The sequence below is a fragment of the Sphingomonas sp. genome, assembly GCF_041661825.1.
Classification (GTDB): domain Bacteria; phylum Pseudomonadota; class Alphaproteobacteria; order Sphingomonadales; family Sphingomonadaceae; genus Sphingomonas.
Genome location: NZ_JBAZTU010000002.1, coordinates 555,547 through 572,901, shown reverse-complemented (window position 1 = coordinate 572,901; position 17,355 = coordinate 555,547). Strand labels below are relative to the sequence as shown.

The following is a 17,355-nucleotide window of genomic DNA, read 5'->3' as shown; positions in this document are numbered from 1 at the left end:
CAAGAGTCGGCCATTGACGCAGGGCAATCCGTCCCGGCAAAGCGTCCCGCATGAAACGCCATACCGGACAAGACCGCTCGATCACCAGCAACTGGCGCCCCGCCACCCAGGCCGTGCGTGGCGGCACCGCGCGCTCCGAATGGGGCGAGACGTCGGAAGCGCTCTTCCTGACCTCGGGCTATGCCTATGACTGCGCCGGTGATGCCGCGGCGCGCTTCGCGGGCGACCAGGTCGGCATGACCTATTCGCGCCTGCAGAACCCGACGGTGCAGATGCTCGAGGAGCGGATCGCGCTGCTAGAGGGCGCCGAGGCGTGCCGTTCGATGGCGACCGGCATGGCGGCGATGACCGCGGTGCTGCTCTGCCAGCTCCAGACCGGCGACCATATCGTCGCAGGGCGTGCCGCCTTCGGCTCGTGCCGCTGGCTCACCGACACCCTGCTGCCCAAGTTCGGCATCGGCGTGACGATCGTCGATGCGCGCGATCCGCAGCAATTCGCCGATGCGGTGCGGCCCGAGACGAAGCTGTTTTTCTTCGAGACGCCCGCCAATCCGACCATGGACGTGGTCGACCTGAAGGCGGTGTGCGACATTGCCCGGAACAACGGTATCCTCAGCGTCGTCGACAACGCGTTCGCCACGCCGGCGCTGCAACGGCCGCTGGAGTTCGGCGCGGATGTCACCGCTTATTCGGCGACGAAGATGATGGACGGGCAGGGCCGCGTGCTCGCCGGTGCCGTGTGCGGGACCGAGGATTTCATCAACAACACGCTGTTGCCCTTCACGCGCAACACCGGCCCGACGCTCAGTGCGTTCAATGCCTGGGTGGTACTCAAGGGACTGGAGACGCTCGACCTGCGTATCCGCCGCCAGAGCGAGAACAGCCTGAAGGTCGGCTCCTTCCTCGAAAGCCGCGTGCCGCGCATCCTCCATCCCGGCCTGCCGAGCCATCCGCAGCACAATCTCGCCATGGCGCAGATGGACGCGTGCGGCCCGATTTTCGCCTTCGAGGTCGAAGGGCGCGAGCAGGCACACGGCCTGCTCGATGCGCTCACTCTGGTAGATATCTCGAACAATATCGGCGACTCGCGCTCGCTGATGACGCATCCTGCCTCGACCACCCATTCGGGCGTGGCCGAGGAGAAGAGGCTGGAGATGGGCGTCACCGAGGGCATGCTTCGCCTCAATGTCGGCCTGGAGGATCCGGAGGACGTGATCGAGGATCTCGACGGCGCGCTCCGGGCGGTGGGGTTGTGAAGGCGCTCTTCCCCAATGTCGCGGAAACGCGTGGCGTCATCGTACGCGTTTCGGTCAGCTATCTCCCCGAACAGTCGGAGCCCGGCCGCGGCCGCTGGTTCTGGGCCTATCATGTCCGGCTGGAGAATGAGGGCGAGATGGCGGTGCAGTTGCTCACCCGTCACTGGATCATCACTGACGGTCGCGGTGCGCGCCACACGGTCGAGGGCGAGGGCGTGGTCGGCGAGCAGCCGCTGATCCTCCCGGGCGGCAGCTTCGACTATGTCTCGGGTTGCCCGCTGGCGACTCCAACCGGATCGATGCAGGGCAGCTATCACATGCTCGGCGAAGACGGCTCGGCGTTCGACGTCGACATCCCCAAATTCGCGCTGCTGGCGCCGGCGGTGGGGGCGTGAAGCGGACTCATCTCCCGCTCAACGGCCTGCGCGTGCTCGACGCCGCGGCGCGGCATCTGTCCTTCACCCGCGCCGCCGACGAACTCGCTGTCACGCCGGCCGCGGTCGGTCAGCAGATCCGCGCGCTGGAGGATACGCTCGGCGTCGTCCTGTTCCGCCGCACTACCAAGGGTCTCGAACTGACGCCGGAGGGCGAGGCGGGCCTTGCCGCGCTCCGTCACGGCTTCCTCCAGTTCGAGGAGGCCGTCCGTGCGATGCAGGCGGGCCAGACCTCCAAGTCGCTGACCATCGCCGCACCGCGCGATCTGACCGAGAAATGGCTGATGCCGCGCCTCGCCGAGATCGCGCGCGCCGACGGCGAGCTGCGCTTCGTGCTGGTCTCCGCCGACGACGATATCGACTTCACCGAAGCGAACCTCGATCTTGCGATCCGCTGGGGCGACGGGCCGGGCGAGCATGAAGGCGAGGCGCTCGAATCCGAGGGCATGGTGACGATCGAGCGCCCCGGTGGCGGCATCGACACGCGCATCTCCTGGCCGGGCTGTCTCAACGATCCCGATGTCTCGCTCGTGCGGGTCGGCGATGCAGGTCTCGCGATCGACGCCGCAGCGCAGGGTCTCGGCCGCGCGACCGTGCCCGAACTGCTGGCCGCCGCCGACCTCGCATCGGGCCGGGTCGTCATCATCGGCGACGCGCGGCCGTCGGCACTCGGCTACTGGATCGTCGCCCCGCTGCCGCAATGGCGTCAGAAGAAGGTGCGGGCGCTGGTCGACGCACTGACGGCGTGAGCGAGCTTCCGGTCATCGAGACCGAACGGCTGCGCCTGCGCGAGCGCACGGCCGGCGATGCTGAGTCGCTCTTCCCGACGCTCTCCGATGCCGACTTGATGACCTGGTGGTCGCGCGCGCCCTTCGCCACGGTCGAAGAGGTTCGGGAGAACTTCGCGCCTGGCGAGCTCTGGTCGGGCTGGCATGCCTGGGCGATCACCCGCAAGGGCGACGACCGCGCCATCGGCTATGTCGCGACGGGCGAGAAGCGCCAGGGCAAGGTCAGCGAGATCGGCTATGTGCTCGAACGCGCCGCCTGGGGCAGCGGCATCGCGCGCGAGGCGGTGTCGGCGCTGATCGGCCATCTCTTCGCCTCGGGCCAGCGCCGCGTCTTCGCCGATACCGACCCGGACAACAAAGCCTCCAACGCCTTGCTCACCCGGCTCGGCTTCACGCTCGAAGGTCGGCTGCGCGGGGAGTGGGAAACGCATATCGGTGTCCGCGACAGCCTGATCTGGGGCCTGCTCGCGGAGGAGTGGAAACAGTCATGACCAAGCCCGACCTGAACGACCCCGCTCAGCGCGCCGCCTATCGCCGTGAGCTGCAGGGGGTGGCCAAGCCACTGCGCTATACCGGCGTCGCCTTCGCGCTTCTGGGGGCGGTGCTGGCGATCATCCGCAGCAAATGGGCGCCGCAGATGCCCTCCGCCATCCCGCTGGCGGCGCTGGCGCTCGGCGTGCTGAACATGCTGGCCGCGATCGCCCTTCGCACGCGCTATCACCAGCAGCGCATGAAGAGCTCGGATTCCAAGGCCTAGTTCGTCGGCGTGAGTTCGATGGCCCGGCGCATCAGCGCAGCGAAGCGGCCCTCATTGACCGCGGCGGCCGGGTTGTTCCAGCTTCCGGACAGCGCGTACCAGATGCCGCCTTTCGCCTGCAGCAGGAAGGTCATGTTGATGACCCCCGGCTCCGATCCGCCCTTGAAACCGACATAGTTCCAGGCGCTTGCCGCCGGGCCGATGCCGGAATTCTTCGCCAGGATGGCGCGTGCTTCGGCCGCCGGGCCGTCTTCGGTATGGCGCCGCAGCCAGTCCATCGTGCGTGCCAGGTCTGCGGGGCTCGCGAACCATTCGATCGTGTCGATCGCCATCGGTTTGCCGAGCGCGAACAGGTCGCCCCGGATCTCCGAGATCGGCATCGCCTTAACCTCGCCGTCGAGTAGCGCACGCCGATCCTTCTCGTCGAGCGCGGCGTAGCGCGTGCCGAGTGCGCCGCTCTTCAGCTTGAAGGCCTCCAGAGTGCCAAGAAACGGCCGGTTGTGCCCGGCGGTGAAGCCGACCACCGGCAGCATCGCCTCGATCTTCTCGCGGCCGAGCGTGGCGAGCAGGATGTCGGTCGCGCTGTTGTCGCTGACCGAGATCATCCGCTCGGCAATCTCGCGCAGCGTGGCCTTGGTGCCTGCCGGCTTGCCGGCATAGAGGCCGCCGGGGAGGGGTGCGCCATCGAGCGTCACGACATCGTCCCAATGTCGCTCGCCCGCCGCGACGCCTCGTACCAATTCGGCAAGGATAACGAGCTTGAACGCCGATCCGATCGCGAAGGGTCGATCCACCTCGCGCGATGCGATGATGGCCGGAGCCGCACCGCCGAGTCGCGTCAGGGTGAAGGCTGTGGTCCCGGGCAGCGCCGCGAGGCTGGCGACGACTGCGTCAAGCGACGCCTCACGCGCACTCGTACCAGTGATACGCAACCCGGTGATCTGGTGCGGCGCGGTGGGATCAACGGCGACCTGCATCGTCACGACTCCGCGCTCGAAACCCATCGCCAGTGTCCCACCGAAGGCCGTGACCGGAGTCAGTTTTTCGATGCCCGTCACGCCGCCGGACGCTGTCGTGAGTTGCGCGGTGACCGCATCGAATTGCGCCCTGGGCACCTGGGCCCGGAACGCCGGCGAGAAAAGAGTGTCATAGTCGCCCTTGCCCGCCAGGAACGCGGCGACATCCTTCGCCCGCGCCTCGAGCGACGGATCAGCGACAGTCTGCTGCGCGGATGGCGTTGGCGATGGCGTTTGCGCGGCAGCTGGGGAGACGACGAGCAAAAGGACACAGGCGATCAATCGTGACATGGCGAGTCTCCTGCGGAATATCTTGCTGGCCCATAGAGCCCAAACCACGCCGATGTTGAATCAGGCGTCGATCGCGGCCTCGTCCATCCGCGCCGCATTCTCCTGGATGAAGGCGAAACGGTGCGCCGGGTTGTTGCCCATCAGCCGGTCGACCAGATCCTTCACCACCGCGCGCTCCTCATATTCCTGGGGCAGGGTGATGCGGAGCATGCCGCGCGTCTTCGGATCCATCGTCGTTTCGCGCAGCTGCATCGGGTTCATCTCGCCGAGACCCTTGAAGCGCGCGACATCGACTTTCTTGCCCTTGAACTCGTTCGCCTCGATCGACGCGCGGTGCGCATCGTCCATTGCGTAGAGGCTCTTGGTGCCGGCGGTCAGGCGGTAGAGCGGCGGCTGGGCGAGGTAGAGGTGCCCGCGCCGGACGAGCTCCGGCATCTCCTGGAAGAAGAAGGTCATCAACAGGGTCGCGATGTGCGCGCCGTCAACGTCAGCGTCGGTCATGATGACGATGCGTTCGTAGCGCAGATTGTCGGGCACACAGTCCTTGCGCGTGCCGCAGCCCAGCGCCTGGATCAGGTCCGCGATCTCGAGATTGGCGAGGATCTTGGCCGATGTGGCGGAGGCGACGTTCAGGATCTTGCCGCGGATCGGCAGGATCGCCTGGGTCTTGCGGTCGCGCGCCTGCTTGGCCGAGCCACCGGCCGAATCGCCCTCGACGATGAAGATCTCGGTGCCCTTGGGGTCGTCGGCCGAGCAATCGGTGAGCTTGCCGGGCAGACGCAGCTTCCGCGCGCTGGTCGCGGTCTTGCGCTTGACCTCGCGCTCCTGCTTGCGGCGCAGGCGCTCGTCCATTCGCTCCAGCACATAACCGAGCAGTGCCTTGCCGCGCTCCATATTGTTGCTGAGATAATGGTCGAAATGGTCGCGCACGGCCTTCTCGACGAGCACGGCCGCCTCGGGCGAAGTCAGCCGGTCCTTGGTCTGGCTCTGGAATTGCGGCTCGCGGATGAAGACCGAGAGCATCAGCTCGCTGCCGGTCATCACGTCCTCAGGCGCGATCTCCTTGGCTTTCTTTTGCCCGACCAGGTCGCCGAAGCCGCGGATGCCCTTGACCAGCGCCGCGCGAAGCCCCGCTTCGTGCGTGCCGCCATCGGGGGTCGGGATGGTGTTGCAGTACCAGCTGTAGCTGCCATCGCTCCAGAGCGGCCAGGCGACCGCCCATTCGACCCGGCCCTTCGAGTCGGCAAATTCCTGGTTGCCGGTGAAAAAGTCCGCCGTCGCGCATTCGCGCCCGTTGATCTGTTCGCGCAGATGGTCGGCAAGGCCACCGGGGAACTGGAAGACGGCTTCGGGCGGCGTATCGTCGCTGACCAGCTCGGGCGCGCATTTCCAGCGGATCTCGACGCCGGCAAACAGATAGGCCTTGGAGCGCGCCAGCTTGTAGAGCCGGGCCGGCTTGAAGTGCATCTCCGGCCCGAAAATCTCCTCATCGGGGACAAAGCTGACCGAGGTGCCGCGCCGGTTGGGCGTGCCGCCGAGCGATTCGAGTGGGCCGAGCGTGATGCCGCGCGAGAAGCGCTGGCGGAACAACTCGCGGTTGCGGGCGACCTCGACCGTCGTGTCGGAGGAAAGGGCGTTGACCACACTGACGCCGACGCCGTGCAGGCCGCCCGAGGTGGCATAGGCCTTGCCGTCGAACTTGCCGCCCGAATGCAGCATCGACATGATCACTTCGAGCGCGGACTTGTCCGGGAACTTCGGGTGCGGATCCACCGGCATGCCGCGGCCGTTATCGACGATGGTCAGCCGGTTGCCCGGTTCGAGCGTGACCTCGATCCGCGTCGCGTGCCCTGCAACGGCTTCGTCCATCGCATTGTCGAGCACTTCGGCGGCGAGGTGGTGCAGCGCGCGTTCGTCGGTGCCGCCGATATACATGCCGGGACGCCGCCGGACGGGCTCGAGCCCCTCCAGCACCTCGATCGAGGAGGCGTCGTAGTCGGTGGTCGTCTTGGATGAGGAAGCGAAAAGGTCTTCGGCCATGGAAGAGCTATAGGGTCCGGTGAGTCAGGAGCGCAAGAATCCTTCTCTCGGCGGGAGAAGGATGGCGCCCTCCCTCTCCCACAAGGGGGAGAGGGAGTTGAATCAGCGAACCCGCGGGCCGCCGAACGGCAGGGGCGGCGGGGGGCGGCGATCGCGGCGCGGGAGCTGCGCCTGATAGGCGTGGCCGCAATGCGCGACGCAATAGGGGAAGCCCGGGTTCACCTTGTCGCCGCAGAAGTGGAAATCGGGCTCGCCGGGATGGCCGAGCGGCCATTTGCAGATCTTGTCGTTGAGATCGAGCAGGGTTGTCTTGCCCGCCATGTCGGCCGATGGCTTGGCCGGCACGAGGCGCCGCGGCGGGGCCGGGGTGATCGGGGCCTGCTGCTCGCCCGGAGCCTGGCGCAGGAAGCCGCCGGGGCCGACCGAGCGCATGATGGGCTGGGGCGGCGCGGGGGGCGCCGCGACGACCGCGACATCGCCGTCGATATCATCGTCGTCATCCTCTTCGTCGACCTCGACCGGGGCCTTGGCCACGATCGGCGCAGGTGCGGGCGCGCGCTCCGGGGCCTTGGGCGGGATGGGCCTGGGTTCCGCCGGTGCCGCGTTGGCGGCGGCCGCTGCTGCGGCCGCCTTGTCCGGCTCGTTCGGCTTCACGGGCGACGGGCGCGACTGCAGGCCAAGGCGATGCGCCTTGCCGATCACGGCGTTGCGGCTGACACCGCCCAGTTCTTCCGCAATCTGGCTGGCGGTCTGGCCAGCTTCCCACATCTTCCTCAGTGTATCGATTCGCTCGTCGGTCCAGGCCATCTTTATTCCTCAAGTCGCATTGCCGGGTTGCGGGCGGCGGCGGCAGCTATTAGCGCGTCCGCAATGAGCAGCCAGCCCCCAATCGGCGAAATCCAGTCGGCGGTGATGAACGCCCCCGGCGTTCCCGTGATCAGAAACGTCAATTGGGGCGGTCTTCGAACGCTCTATATCAAGGAGGTGCGCCGTTTCTTCAAGGTGCAGCTTCAAACGGTATGGGCGCCGGCGATCACGACGCTGCTGTTTTTGATCATTTTCACCGTTGCGACGGGCGGAAAACGCCCGGTTCATGTCGGCGGAGTCGATGTTCCCTTCGCCGATTTCATCGCGCCGGGCCTGATCGTGATGGGCATGCTGCAGAATTCGTTCGCCAATGCGAGCTTCTCTCTGCTGGTCGGCAAGATCCAGGGCACGATCGTCGATTACCTGATGCCGCCGCTGTCGACCTCGGAACTGCTCGCCGCAATGGTGGGCGGCGCCGTGACCCGCGCCTTCTGCGTCGGCGGGGCAGTGTTTCTCGCGATGCTGTTGTGGCCGGGCGTCCATGTCTTCCCGCTGCACCCGATTGCGATCCTGTGGTTCGGGCTGCTCGGATCGGTGTTCCTGGCGCTGATCGGCATCCTGACGTCGATCTGGGCGGAGAAGTTCGATCATGCCGCCGCGGTGCAGAACTTCTTCATCGCGCCGCTGACCCTGCTCTCGGGCACCTTCTACTCGGTCGATCATCTCGCCCCGGCGTTCCGCGTGTTCAGCCATGTGAACCCGTTCTTCTACATCATCTCGGGCTTCCGCTACGGCTTCCTCGGTACGGCCGACTCGCCGGTACTGCTCGGCAGCATCATCATCCTGGCGCTCGACGTCGCGCTCGGGATTCTCTGCTACCGGCTGCTGCGGAGCGGCTGGAAACTCAAGAATTAGGGCCTAGACCCAGCCCTCCAGCACCTGGTCGGGCGGCCGGTGGCCGTCGGCCCACATGCGGATATTGGCGATGACCTTTTCGCCCATCGCCATGCGGCCCTCATAGGTCGCTGAGCCCATGTGCGGGATCAGCATGACATTGGGCAGCGCGAGCATGCGCGGATCGATCTCCGGCTCGAACTTCCACACGTCGAGGCCCGCGCCAGCCAGCCGGCCATGTTGCAGGGCGTCGATCAGCGCATCCTCGTCGACGATGCCGCCGCGGGCGGTGTTCACGATGCAGGCGGTGGGGCGCATCAGCCCGAGCCGCCGCGCGTCGATCATATTCTCGCTATCGGCGTTGCGCGGCGTGTGGATCGTCAGGATGTCGATCGCTTCGAGCATGCCGTCGAGCATGTCGTGCCAGATCGCACCGAACTCGGCCTCGACCGATTCGGGCAGGCGATGGCGGTTGTGATAGTGGATCGACAGGCCGAAGGCCTGCGCGCGCTTGGCGACGGCGCGGCCGATCCGGCCCATGCCCGCAATGCCCAGCGCCTTGCCGCCGATGCGATGCCCGAGCATCCCGCTCGGCGCCCAGCCTTTCCAGAGGCCGTCGCGCACCAGCCGCTCGCCCTCGGCGAGGCGGCGTGGCACCGAGAGGATCAGTGCCATGGTGATGTCGGCGGTATCCTCGGTCAGCACGCCCGGCGTGTTGGTGACGACGATGCCGCGTGCCCGCGCCGCCTTCAGGTCGATATGGTTTACGCCCGCGCCGAAATTGGCGATCAGCTTCAGCCGCTCGCCCGCGCCCTCGATCAGTGCCGCATCGATCGAATCGGTGACGGTCGGCACGAACACGTCGCAATCCGCCATCGCTTCGGCCAGCCGCGCACGGTCCATCGGCAAGTCGCCGCGGTTGTTCGTCGTGTCGAACAGCTGCTCCATCCGCTCCATCACCATATCGGCGAGCTCGCGGGTGACGTTTACCTTCGGGTTCGGGACGCGTCTCATTTCGGGCATGAATCCGGCTTGGCGAAGGCTTTTGCCCTCGTCAACTTGGTTGAAGCACGCACGCCGAACAGGGTAAACGAATCCCGATCAGGGGAAGACCAAATATGCGTTTCGGGATGAGTATCGTGCTTGCGGCAACCGCGGCCAGCCTGGCCGCGTCAGCGGTCGCACCGGCGCTCGCCGCTCTGGTCCAGAAGAAGACGCCCTATTTCGCCTCGATCGTGGCCGGCAAGGCGCGGATGCGTACCGGCCCGGGCAAGACCTATCCGGCGAGCTGGCTGTATCAGCGCGCCGATCTGCCGGTGAAGGTGATCGACATCTATGATCGCGGCGCCTGGATCAAGATCGAGGACCCGAGCGGCACGCAGGGCTGGATGATGGGCACGCTGATCAGCGACACCCGTACCGGGCTGGTAATGGGCACTATCGCCGAGCTGCGCGATTCGCCGCGTTATGGTGGCCGGGTGGTCTGGCGGGTCGAGCCGGGGGTGGTCGGCCGGCTGAGCAAATGCGCGCGGGGCTGGTGCTATTTCGACGTGCGCGGGCAGGGGGGGTATGTCGAGGCGAACCGTCTCTGGGGCGTGACGGCGGACGAGACGCTGAGCTGATCTTCGACCATGCGCATCGTTCGCGACGACCTGACTCACCCCGATGTCATCGCCCTGCTCGAATTCCATTTGCGATCCGCCTTCGAGAATTCGCCGCCCGGCAGCGTCTTCGCGCTCGACCTGACGGGCCTGCGCGATCCGGCTGTCACCTTGTGGTCGGCCTGGGACGGTGAGGATTTGCTCGGCCTCGGCGCCTTGAAGCGCCTCGATGACGATCATGGCGAGCTGAAATCGATGCGGACCGCGCCGGCGCATCTGCGCAAGGGGGTGGCGGCTGCCATGCTCGACCACCTGATCGCCGAGGGCAGGGCGCGAGGCTATAAGAGGCTGAGCCTGGAGACGGGCAACAACGCCCCCTTCGCGCCGGCACGGGCACTGTACGAGCGGGCCGGGTTCGCGCCTTGCGGGCCATTCGCCGACTATGTCGACACCGATTTCAGCCGTTACTACCGGCTGGACCTGTAGGCAGCGATCGACGACGGATTCTCCCAGTTCCGGGCGCGTAACAGGGAAGAAACAGGGAGAGAAAAATATCCTCCCTGTTTCGGCTATTTTGGTACGATATTTCAAAGATATATCAACGGCTTGATGAGGGTCCTCCCTGTTATTCGATAACAGGGAGGGAAACCCAATTAACAGGGAGGGTTTTCGCCGGAACAGGGAGGCGCGACGGAAGAACAGGGACCCGGCATCTTCCAACAGATGTGGGTCATGAGAAGGAGCGAAGCGATATACGGGCAGCATTCGCCCGACCCAGATTGCAGCGTTTTTTGCGATGTTGAATCAATGGACGAAAATGGAGTGGGAATTTGGGCGCGAGCGGTGACGGTCTCTGCATCCGATCAATTCTTCGTCGTCATTTCCTCGCTCCTGCGGCTTGCCAAGGGCGCTCCGTCCTTCCATCAATAGCGTGAGAACTGGGGGGCCAGATGAAGATGAAATTGTTCGCGGCTGCTGCGATGCTCGCAGTGGCGGTGCCAACGTCTGCACAAACGGCGAGACCGGCTGATTCCCTGATTCTGACCGCGGGCAAGATGGACGCGATCGCCAATCCTCAAAAGACGTTCGACGCGTGGACCGTCGCCCTGACCGCGCTCAAGGCCGAGAAGCCGCAACGCCGAGCCGAGGTTGCCAATGCGATGCGCGCACGTGCCGATGCCCTGCTGAGCCTGAGCCGCACCGAAGAAGCCATTGCCGAAGCGCAGGCGGCGCTTTTGCTGCTCGATACGAGCCGAGACGCCGACATCGTGCGCGCTGGACTTTTCACCACGCTCGGCAACGGTGCCGATGGCCAGAGCCAATGGCCGAAGGCGCGCGATTATCATCGGCAGGCGATGGAGTTGCACGCAAAGACCTACGGACCTGAATCGGTCGACGCGGCGACGAGCGAGGCTGACCTTGGCCTCGAGCTGACCAAGCTCAGTGATTTTCCCGCTGCACTGAAGGCGCTCGAACACAGCTTTGCCGTGCAATCCCGGGCGAGGCCTCCCGCCGACCCATCGCGACTGGTCGCCGGAGTCTATCTGGCGAACATCTATTACAGCCTGCAGCGGATGACCGATTCCGAGCAATTGCTGCGCCGGCTGATCGCCGATGGCCAGCCGCTTGGCGCTGCCCATCCGTTGATGTCGCAGATGGTTAGCCAGTTGGCCTCGTCGCTGGCGGCGGTCGGACGACCGATCGACGCGATGGTCGTGCATCGCAACAGCATTGCGATGCTGGCCGCCAACGGCACCAACAAGTCGGTGCTCGCCGACGCGTTGATGGGCGCGACCCTGGTCAGCCTGCAGCTCGACCGACCCGAAGAGACGGAGTCGCTGGCGGCAGCGGCGGCGCAGAATTTCGAGGAATTCGGCCAGGCCCTGTCGTCGGCGGCAGCGCTCACCCAGGCGGCCAATGCCGCCCGACAGCTCGATCGGCCGGACGTCGCGCTCGTGCGGGCGGACAGGGCGGTGGCGACGGCCAGGGGGCTGCAACAGCCCGTGGCGATGGCCACCGCGCTGTTCGAAGGGACCCAGGCGATCGCGCTCGCCGCGAACGGGCGTGCCGCAGAAGCGCTGGCGACTCAGACGCGGGCATTGGAGGTCATCGCCAAGGTTCGCCCGCCCAGCCATCCCCAGCGGATCTATGCCGAGATCGAACTTGGCTGGCTGATGGCGCTGAATGGCGATGCGAAGGCCGGATCGGCGCGGATCAGGCCCATCGTCGAGAGTATCGTTCGCCGAAACCGTGAACTCGAGATCGCCCGAACCCGGGTGGTTCCGATCACCTCCAACCTCGAAAGCTACGGCCAGGCGATGGACGCGGCCTATCTCGCGGGAGATACCGAATTCGGCTTCATGCTGGCGCAAGTGCTGACCGAGTCCGACGCGGGGCGTGCGACACTTGCCACACTGGCCAAGCTTTCGGCACGCGACCCGGAAACGGCGAAACGGCTCGACCGCCGGCGCGAGCTGCTGGGTCAGCGGATAGACCTGGATGGGCAGCGGCTCTCGAAGATCACCGATGCCACGGCCGTGGCCGAGATCAATGGAAAGCTGACACCGATCGATGCCGAGATCGCTTCGATCGAAGCGGCGTTGACGCGCGATTTCCCCGGTTTCGACAAGCTGCTGCGACCCGCGCCCGGGCCGCTGGCAGCAGTCCAGAAAAGAATCGCGCCCGGCGAAGTGCTGGTCGTTCCCGTCACGACCTATCACGGCTTCTATACCTTCGCGGTGAGCCGCGATCGGGTGGCCTGGGGGCGGTCATCCCTGTCTCGCACGGGCGTGCGTAACCTGATCGAACGCGTCCGTCTGGCGATGCCGTCAACGGGCGCGATCCGGGCGGGGCGGGACAAAGCGGCGACCGATTCCGCAGCCTCGACCGGGTTCGACCGTGCCGCCGCCGCCGACCTGTACGCCGCCATCTTCACCCCGAACGTGGCAGCACTGGCGGCCAGGGCCAACCTGCTCTCGATCGCGTCGGACGACGTGATGAGTACGATACCGCTGGGCCTGTTGCCGACGGGCCATGGGCCGCGGGCACCATGGCTGATCGAGCGGGTCGCGTTGCGCGCGGTGCCCGCGATCGCGGCGCTTGGGCGGTCAGACGCCGTTCCCATGCCCAGCGACGGGTTCGTCGGCATTGGTGCGCCGGCACGAACATCGACGACCGCCACAGTCACGGCCGGCACGACGAGGCTCGCCACGTCGATGTCGGACCTTCCGCCGCTCCCCGGCGCGGAGACCGAATTGCGCGCGATGGAGCGCGCGATCGGTGGTCGGCACACTACCTTGCTGACTGGCGTGGACGCGACCGAGACTCAGCTGCGCGCTGCCACCAAGGTGAGCACGCGCATCCTGGTGTTCGCGACTCACGGCATCGTGTCTGGCGAATTCGACATGTTGACCGAGCCGGCGCTGGTTCTCGCTCCCGACGCGACAGTGCCGGGCGCGGCGGGCGATGGGCTGCTGACCGCCTCGGAAGCGGCGACGCTCCATCTCGACGCCGAATGGGTCATCCTGTCGGCGTGCAACACGGCGTCTGGGGATCAATTGTCGGCGGCGGGATATAGCGGGCTTGCGCGCGCCTTCCTGTTTGCCGGGGGGCGGCAGATTCTGGCATCCCATTGGCCGGTGCGCGACGATGTTTCCGCACGGTTGACCGTCGAAACGATCCGGGAGGCACGCAACGGCCGCTCTGGCCCAGAAGCGCTGCGTATGGCGATGCTGAAACTGATGCGCGACAAGAAGCTGCCGGGGGCCGCGAACCCAGCTCTTTGGGCGCCGTTCATGATCGTCTCGCGCTAGACAGATCCGCAGACGCTACCGCGCGGCTGCCGCGCATGGTGACAGTCATGATCCATGACACCAGCGGGTGTCTTTGAAGATACTGTCCCGCGGATAGGTCCAAATCCGTGGTTTAAATTCTGGCGTCCGTCAAATTCTTCCGTCAAAGAATGACTTAGCTCTACGAGTCGGTCACTAGTCTTGAGATATGCGTGCTTCCGAGGCGATTCGTGGGGCGCAGTACAGGTATGCGCCCTGTAATGCGACTAATGCTGTATTTGCGACGGTCAATTCTCATAGTGTTTAATGAAATCGCCGGGCCTGGATGTCGTCGCCAAGGTAGCGATATTCTCCCATAGGCGATTTTGGGGTAAGCCTCATGGCGATTGCTTCCAGAGAACAGCTGCGGCACGACCTGTTTGTGGATCCCTATTTTGGCGATGCCGTTCGGTTCGTCTTTGCCAATGTCGGAGATGTGAACGGCAAGCTTGTTCTCGATAACGGATGCGGTTCCGGAGAGATCGGCATCCTGTTCGCGCTCGAGGGTGCTCAGGTCATTGGTCTGGACAAGCGAGAGGCTGCGCTAGGCGACGCCCGGCGGTTGGCCGGGAGATATCATGCGCAGCACAGTCTTCTCTTCGTCACGTGCAATTCGGAAGAGATGCCGATCGCCGATGGCTCGGTCGATGTCATATTCTCCCGCAGCACCATCCAATATATGAAATATGACGTGATCATCCTTCAATATATGAGGATATTGAAGGATGACGGTGTTCTCGCGATAATCGAGAATCTGCGGTATAGCCCTATCATCAATTTCTACAGGTTGTTTCGCAGATACACGGCAAGATCACCGGCCGATATTGCGTATGTAAATTCCATTTACGGCTATATCACGGTGAAGCAGGCGGAAAAGCTTGCGGAGAAGTTCATTTCCTCCGTCCATCGCGAGTTTCATTTCTTCCGGATCGCGTCGATCTATCTGGGAAGATGGCTGGGCCGGGGCGTGGCAGTGCGGAAAGTCGATGGTCTTCTTGCCGGCGTCGACAATGGCTTGTTCCGACTTTTTCCCGTTATGCGGCATGTCGCCTGGTTCACCGCCCTTGTGTGCTGGAAGAAACGGCATGGATAGAGCGCCCCGACAAGCGAATATATCAAGAATATTCTCTCATATCGTCGGAGGAAGATGGTCGAGAATTGCCCGGACCATTGGACCTTTTCTGTGGACGATCTGGAAGAGCGGCAAGCTGGCTGAGCTCACATCCTTCATCGTGTGGGAGATACGGCACGCTCTCAGACTGTTCCGTTATGTCGACTTTACGGACGCTGCACCGGTTATCCCGGACCATCGCTGGGCGGGAGAAGAGGGTGCGTTAGCCGGCAAATTGTCATGCGACGTTCGCCGGATCGATTGTGTGAGGATGATCTATGTCGATCGATCCGGAAACAGATATGCCAGTTTCGATGCGGCCCCGGCCGAGTTGCGCTGTTCCCTGTCGGACGGTTCCTCCACGGCGTTCGTGTTCGAATCGGATGTAATGTCCATGTTCGTTTCTTCGACGGGCATGGTCTTCGTGTCGCTGAAGGGAGGGCTTGTCCTGCGCAGCGCCGACAGGGGCAAAAGCTTCTCCCCGTCGTTGCAACTCAGTCATGCCAACAGCTGGATTTGGTTCGATCACGGCATCACCGAAACGGGGCGCAAGGAACTGTTCGCTGGAGAGTATGGGACCGTCGTCGACCGAAAATCCGGATTTCAGTGCGTCGCCTTCCTCTATTGCAGCACGGATGACGGCGCGTCGTGGGAAGTCTGCGATTTCCTCAAAAGGGAGGGCGTCAACAAGCATGTCCATATGGTGCGGTACTGCCGGACCATCGACGCAGTGATATTGACCGACGGCGATAACAAGAAGCAATTGTGGATCGGCCGGCCGATGAACGGGCTGTCTGGCCTGAAACATATGAAATGGCGCCTGACCAACAGGTTCCACATCCAGACCGGCGGATACACCGCGCTTGTCGAGTATCGCGACAAGATGGTGTTCGGAACCGACTATATGGGCGGAACGAACTTCATCATCGAAAGTCACGACGGCGAAAGGCTGGCCAAATCGGCGCTGCCCGACCCCTATAGAAGATGCCCGATCCTCGGCATGGCGCTCAGATCAGGCAAGCAGGGAATCGAAATCTGGACCGTCCTCCATGATTCCTGCTTTGAAGGGACGAAGAGCCTGGTGATGCTCAGCCGGGACGGTGGCAGATCCTGGATCAAAGCGATCGAATATGACGGCTCCCAGTACAAGGTTGAGATCGCGTCCTCCTCCTCGACGACGATGAACGAATTGTACGTCAGCGCCTATGATTGTGCCGGGGGCATGGCGACGTTCGTCGTTCGGGATTAGTTCATCAACTCCACGGCCATTGCGGTGGCCTCGCCGCCGCCGATGCACAGCGACGCCACGCCACGCTTGCCGCCTGTCGTCTGCAGCGCGGAGAGCAGGGTCGCGAGCACGCGGGCACCCGAAGCGCCGATCGGATGGCCGAGCGCGCAGGCGCCGCCATGGATGTTGAGGCGGTCGTGGCTGATGCCCAGATCGCGCATTGCGATCATCGCGACGACGGCGAAGGCCTCGTTGACCTCGAACAGGTCGACATCGTCAGCGGACCAGCCGGCCTTTTCCAGGACCTTGCGCATGGCGAAGACAGGAGCGGTGGTGAACAGCGCCGGGGCATGGGCGTGGGCGCCGTGCGCGACGATTCGGGCGACCGGATCGAGGCCGAGCTTCTCCGCGACCGAGGCGCGTGTCAGCACCAGCGCGGCGGCGCCGTCCGAGATGGACGAGGCATTGGCCGCAGTGATCGTGCCGTCCTTCGAGAAAGCGGGCCTGAGCGTCGGGATCTTCGAGGGATCGCCCTTGGCCGGCTGCTCGTCCTGGGTGACCTGAGTCGGGCCCTTGCGGCCGGCGATCTCGATCGGGACGATCTCGCGGTCGAACGCGCCCGAAGCCTGCGCCTTTTGCGCGCGCTCGAGCGAGGCGATGGCGAAATCGTCCATCTGTCCGCGGGTGAACTGATAGTCGGCGGCGGTATCCTCGGCGAAATTGCCCATCAGCTTGCCGGGCTCATAGGCATCCTCGAGGCCGTCGAGATACATGTGATCCATCAGCCGGTCATGGCCGATCCGCGCGCCGCCGCGATGCCGCAGCGAGAGGTAGGGCGCGTTGGTCATGCTCTCCATGCCGCCAGCGACGATCAGGTCGGCGGAGCCGGCCGCCAATGCGTCGGACGCCATGATTGCGGCCTGCATGCCCGATCCGCACATCTTGTTGACCGTCGTCGCCTCGATATGGTTCGGCAGGCCCGCCTTCAGCGCCGCCTGGCGCGCCGGCGCCTGGCCGAGGCCGGCGGGCAGGACGCAGCCCATATAGATGCGCTCGATAGCCTCGCCCGAAAGTCCCGCGCGCTCGACCGCGCCGCCGACGGCGGTCGCGCCCAGCTCGGTCGCGGTCGCACCGCTGAGCGATCCCTGGAAGCTACCCATCGGGGTGCGGGCATAGGACAGGATGACGATCGGATCGGCGGACATGCGGTTGCTCCGGTTGGGAGAAGATGCCGGCGATCTAGGCGCCTGCGGGGGCGATTACAAACCGGCGCCGTGCAGGGCGGCACTGCGGTTTTGCAGG

The 17,355-nt window shown here is 64.9% G+C and carries 16 protein-coding genes; 11 read left to right on the top strand and 5 right to left on the bottom strand.

Translation table 11 applies throughout. The annotated features are described in order from the left end of the window. The first annotated feature begins 50 nt into the window (after nt 1–50). From WC729_RS09885 to WC729_RS09865, 5 genes are read left to right on the top strand one after another with little or no spacing between them, the layout of a single operon-like run. Nucleotides 51–1,256 carry a PLP-dependent aspartate aminotransferase family protein gene (locus WC729_RS09885; protein WP_372852106.1) on the top strand — a complete coding sequence of 402 codons (1,206 nt, stop codon included), beginning with the start codon at nt 51–53 and terminating at the stop codon, nt 1,254–1,256. Continuing rightward, the gene (gene apaG / locus WC729_RS09880; protein WP_372852104.1) at nt 1,253–1,651 is read left to right on the top strand and encodes a Co2+/Mg2+ efflux protein ApaG; all 399 of its coding nucleotides are present in this window, start codon (nt 1,253–1,255) and stop codon (nt 1,649–1,651) included. Before WC729_RS09885 ends, apaG begins: the two co-directional genes overlap by 4 nt. After that, nucleotides 1,648–2,439 (top strand): LysR family transcriptional regulator, encoded by a 792-nt coding sequence (locus WC729_RS09875; RefSeq protein ID WP_372852102.1) that lies wholly within the window; start codon nt 1,648–1,650, stop codon nt 2,437–2,439. The genes apaG and WC729_RS09875 overlap by 4 nt, the downstream gene beginning before the upstream one ends. Continuing rightward, a complete protein-coding gene (locus tag WC729_RS09870; RefSeq protein WP_372852100.1) occupies nt 2,391–2,969 on the top strand; it encodes a GNAT family N-acetyltransferase in 579 nt (192 codons plus the stop codon). Before WC729_RS09875 ends, WC729_RS09870 begins: the two co-directional genes overlap by 49 nt. Next, the gene (locus tag WC729_RS09865) at nt 2,966–3,235 is read left to right on the top strand and encodes a hypothetical protein (protein WP_372852098.1); all 270 of its coding nucleotides are present in this window, start codon (nt 2,966–2,968) and stop codon (nt 3,233–3,235) included. Before WC729_RS09870 ends, WC729_RS09865 begins: the two co-directional genes overlap by 4 nt. Here the strand turns inward: WC729_RS09865 and WC729_RS09860 are convergent. The 3 genes from WC729_RS09860 to WC729_RS09850 form a co-directional block, all read right to left on the bottom strand. Continuing rightward, on the bottom strand, nt 3,232–4,542 hold the full coding sequence (locus tag WC729_RS09860) for a serine hydrolase (RefSeq protein WP_372852096.1): 1,311 nt from the start codon (nt 4,540–4,542) through the stop codon (nt 3,232–3,234). The genes WC729_RS09865 and WC729_RS09860 overlap by 4 nt on opposite strands. 60 nt (nt 4,543–4,602) lie before the next feature. Further along, a complete protein-coding gene (gene parE / locus WC729_RS09855) occupies nt 4,603–6,582 on the bottom strand; it encodes a DNA topoisomerase IV subunit B (RefSeq protein WP_372852095.1) in 1,980 nt (659 codons plus the stop codon). A 102-nt stretch (nt 6,583–6,684) separates the two neighbouring features. After that, the gene (locus WC729_RS09850) at nt 6,685–7,389 is read right to left on the bottom strand and encodes a GcrA family cell cycle regulator (RefSeq protein ID WP_372852093.1); all 705 of its coding nucleotides are present in this window, start codon (nt 7,387–7,389) and stop codon (nt 6,685–6,687) included. 63 nt (nt 7,390–7,452) lie between these two features. Here WC729_RS09850 and WC729_RS09845 point away from each other — a divergent pair, with 63 nt between their 5' ends. Then, the gene (locus WC729_RS09845) at nt 7,453–8,304 is read left to right on the top strand and encodes an ABC transporter permease (protein WP_372852091.1); all 852 of its coding nucleotides are present in this window, start codon (nt 7,453–7,455) and stop codon (nt 8,302–8,304) included. 3 nt (nt 8,305–8,307) lie between these two features. Here the strand turns inward: WC729_RS09845 and WC729_RS09840 are convergent, their stop codons facing one another. Continuing rightward, nucleotides 8,308–9,306 carry a 2-hydroxyacid dehydrogenase gene (locus WC729_RS09840; RefSeq protein WP_372852089.1) on the bottom strand — a complete coding sequence of 333 codons (999 nt, stop codon included), beginning with the start codon at nt 9,304–9,306 and terminating at the stop codon, nt 8,308–8,310. A gap of 107 nt (nt 9,307–9,413) precedes the next feature. Here WC729_RS09840 and WC729_RS09835 point away from each other — a divergent pair, with 107 nt between their 5' ends. From WC729_RS09835 to WC729_RS09815, 5 genes are all read left to right on the top strand, one after another. After that, a complete protein-coding gene (locus WC729_RS09835; protein WP_372852087.1) occupies nt 9,414–9,905 on the top strand; it encodes an SH3 domain-containing protein in 492 nt (163 codons plus the stop codon). A 9-nt stretch (nt 9,906–9,914) separates the two neighbouring features. After that, a complete protein-coding gene (locus WC729_RS09830) occupies nt 9,915–10,370 on the top strand; it encodes a GNAT family N-acetyltransferase (protein WP_372852084.1) in 456 nt (151 codons plus the stop codon). Between the two features lie 464 nt (nt 10,371–10,834). Continuing rightward, complete coding sequence (locus tag WC729_RS09825; RefSeq protein ID WP_372852082.1) at nt 10,835–13,696, top strand: CHAT domain-containing protein; 2,862 nt, start codon at nt 10,835–10,837, stop codon at nt 13,694–13,696. Nucleotides 13,697–14,054: 358 nt separating this feature from the next. Then, nucleotides 14,055–14,807 (top strand): class I SAM-dependent methyltransferase, encoded by a 753-nt coding sequence (locus tag WC729_RS09820; protein ID WP_372852080.1) that lies wholly within the window; start codon nt 14,055–14,057, stop codon nt 14,805–14,807. 289 nt (nt 14,808–15,096) lie between these two features. After that, nucleotides 15,097–16,074 (top strand): hypothetical protein, encoded by a 978-nt coding sequence (locus WC729_RS09815; RefSeq protein ID WP_372852078.1) that lies wholly within the window; start codon nt 15,097–15,099, stop codon nt 16,072–16,074. Here the strand turns inward: WC729_RS09815 and WC729_RS09810 are convergent. Further along, complete coding sequence (locus WC729_RS09810) at nt 16,071–17,258, bottom strand: acetyl-CoA C-acyltransferase (protein WP_372852076.1); 1,188 nt, start codon at nt 17,256–17,258, stop codon at nt 16,071–16,073. The two genes, WC729_RS09815 and WC729_RS09810, sit on opposite strands and share 4 nt — an antisense overlap. Between the last annotated feature and the right edge of the window lie 97 nt (nt 17,259–17,355).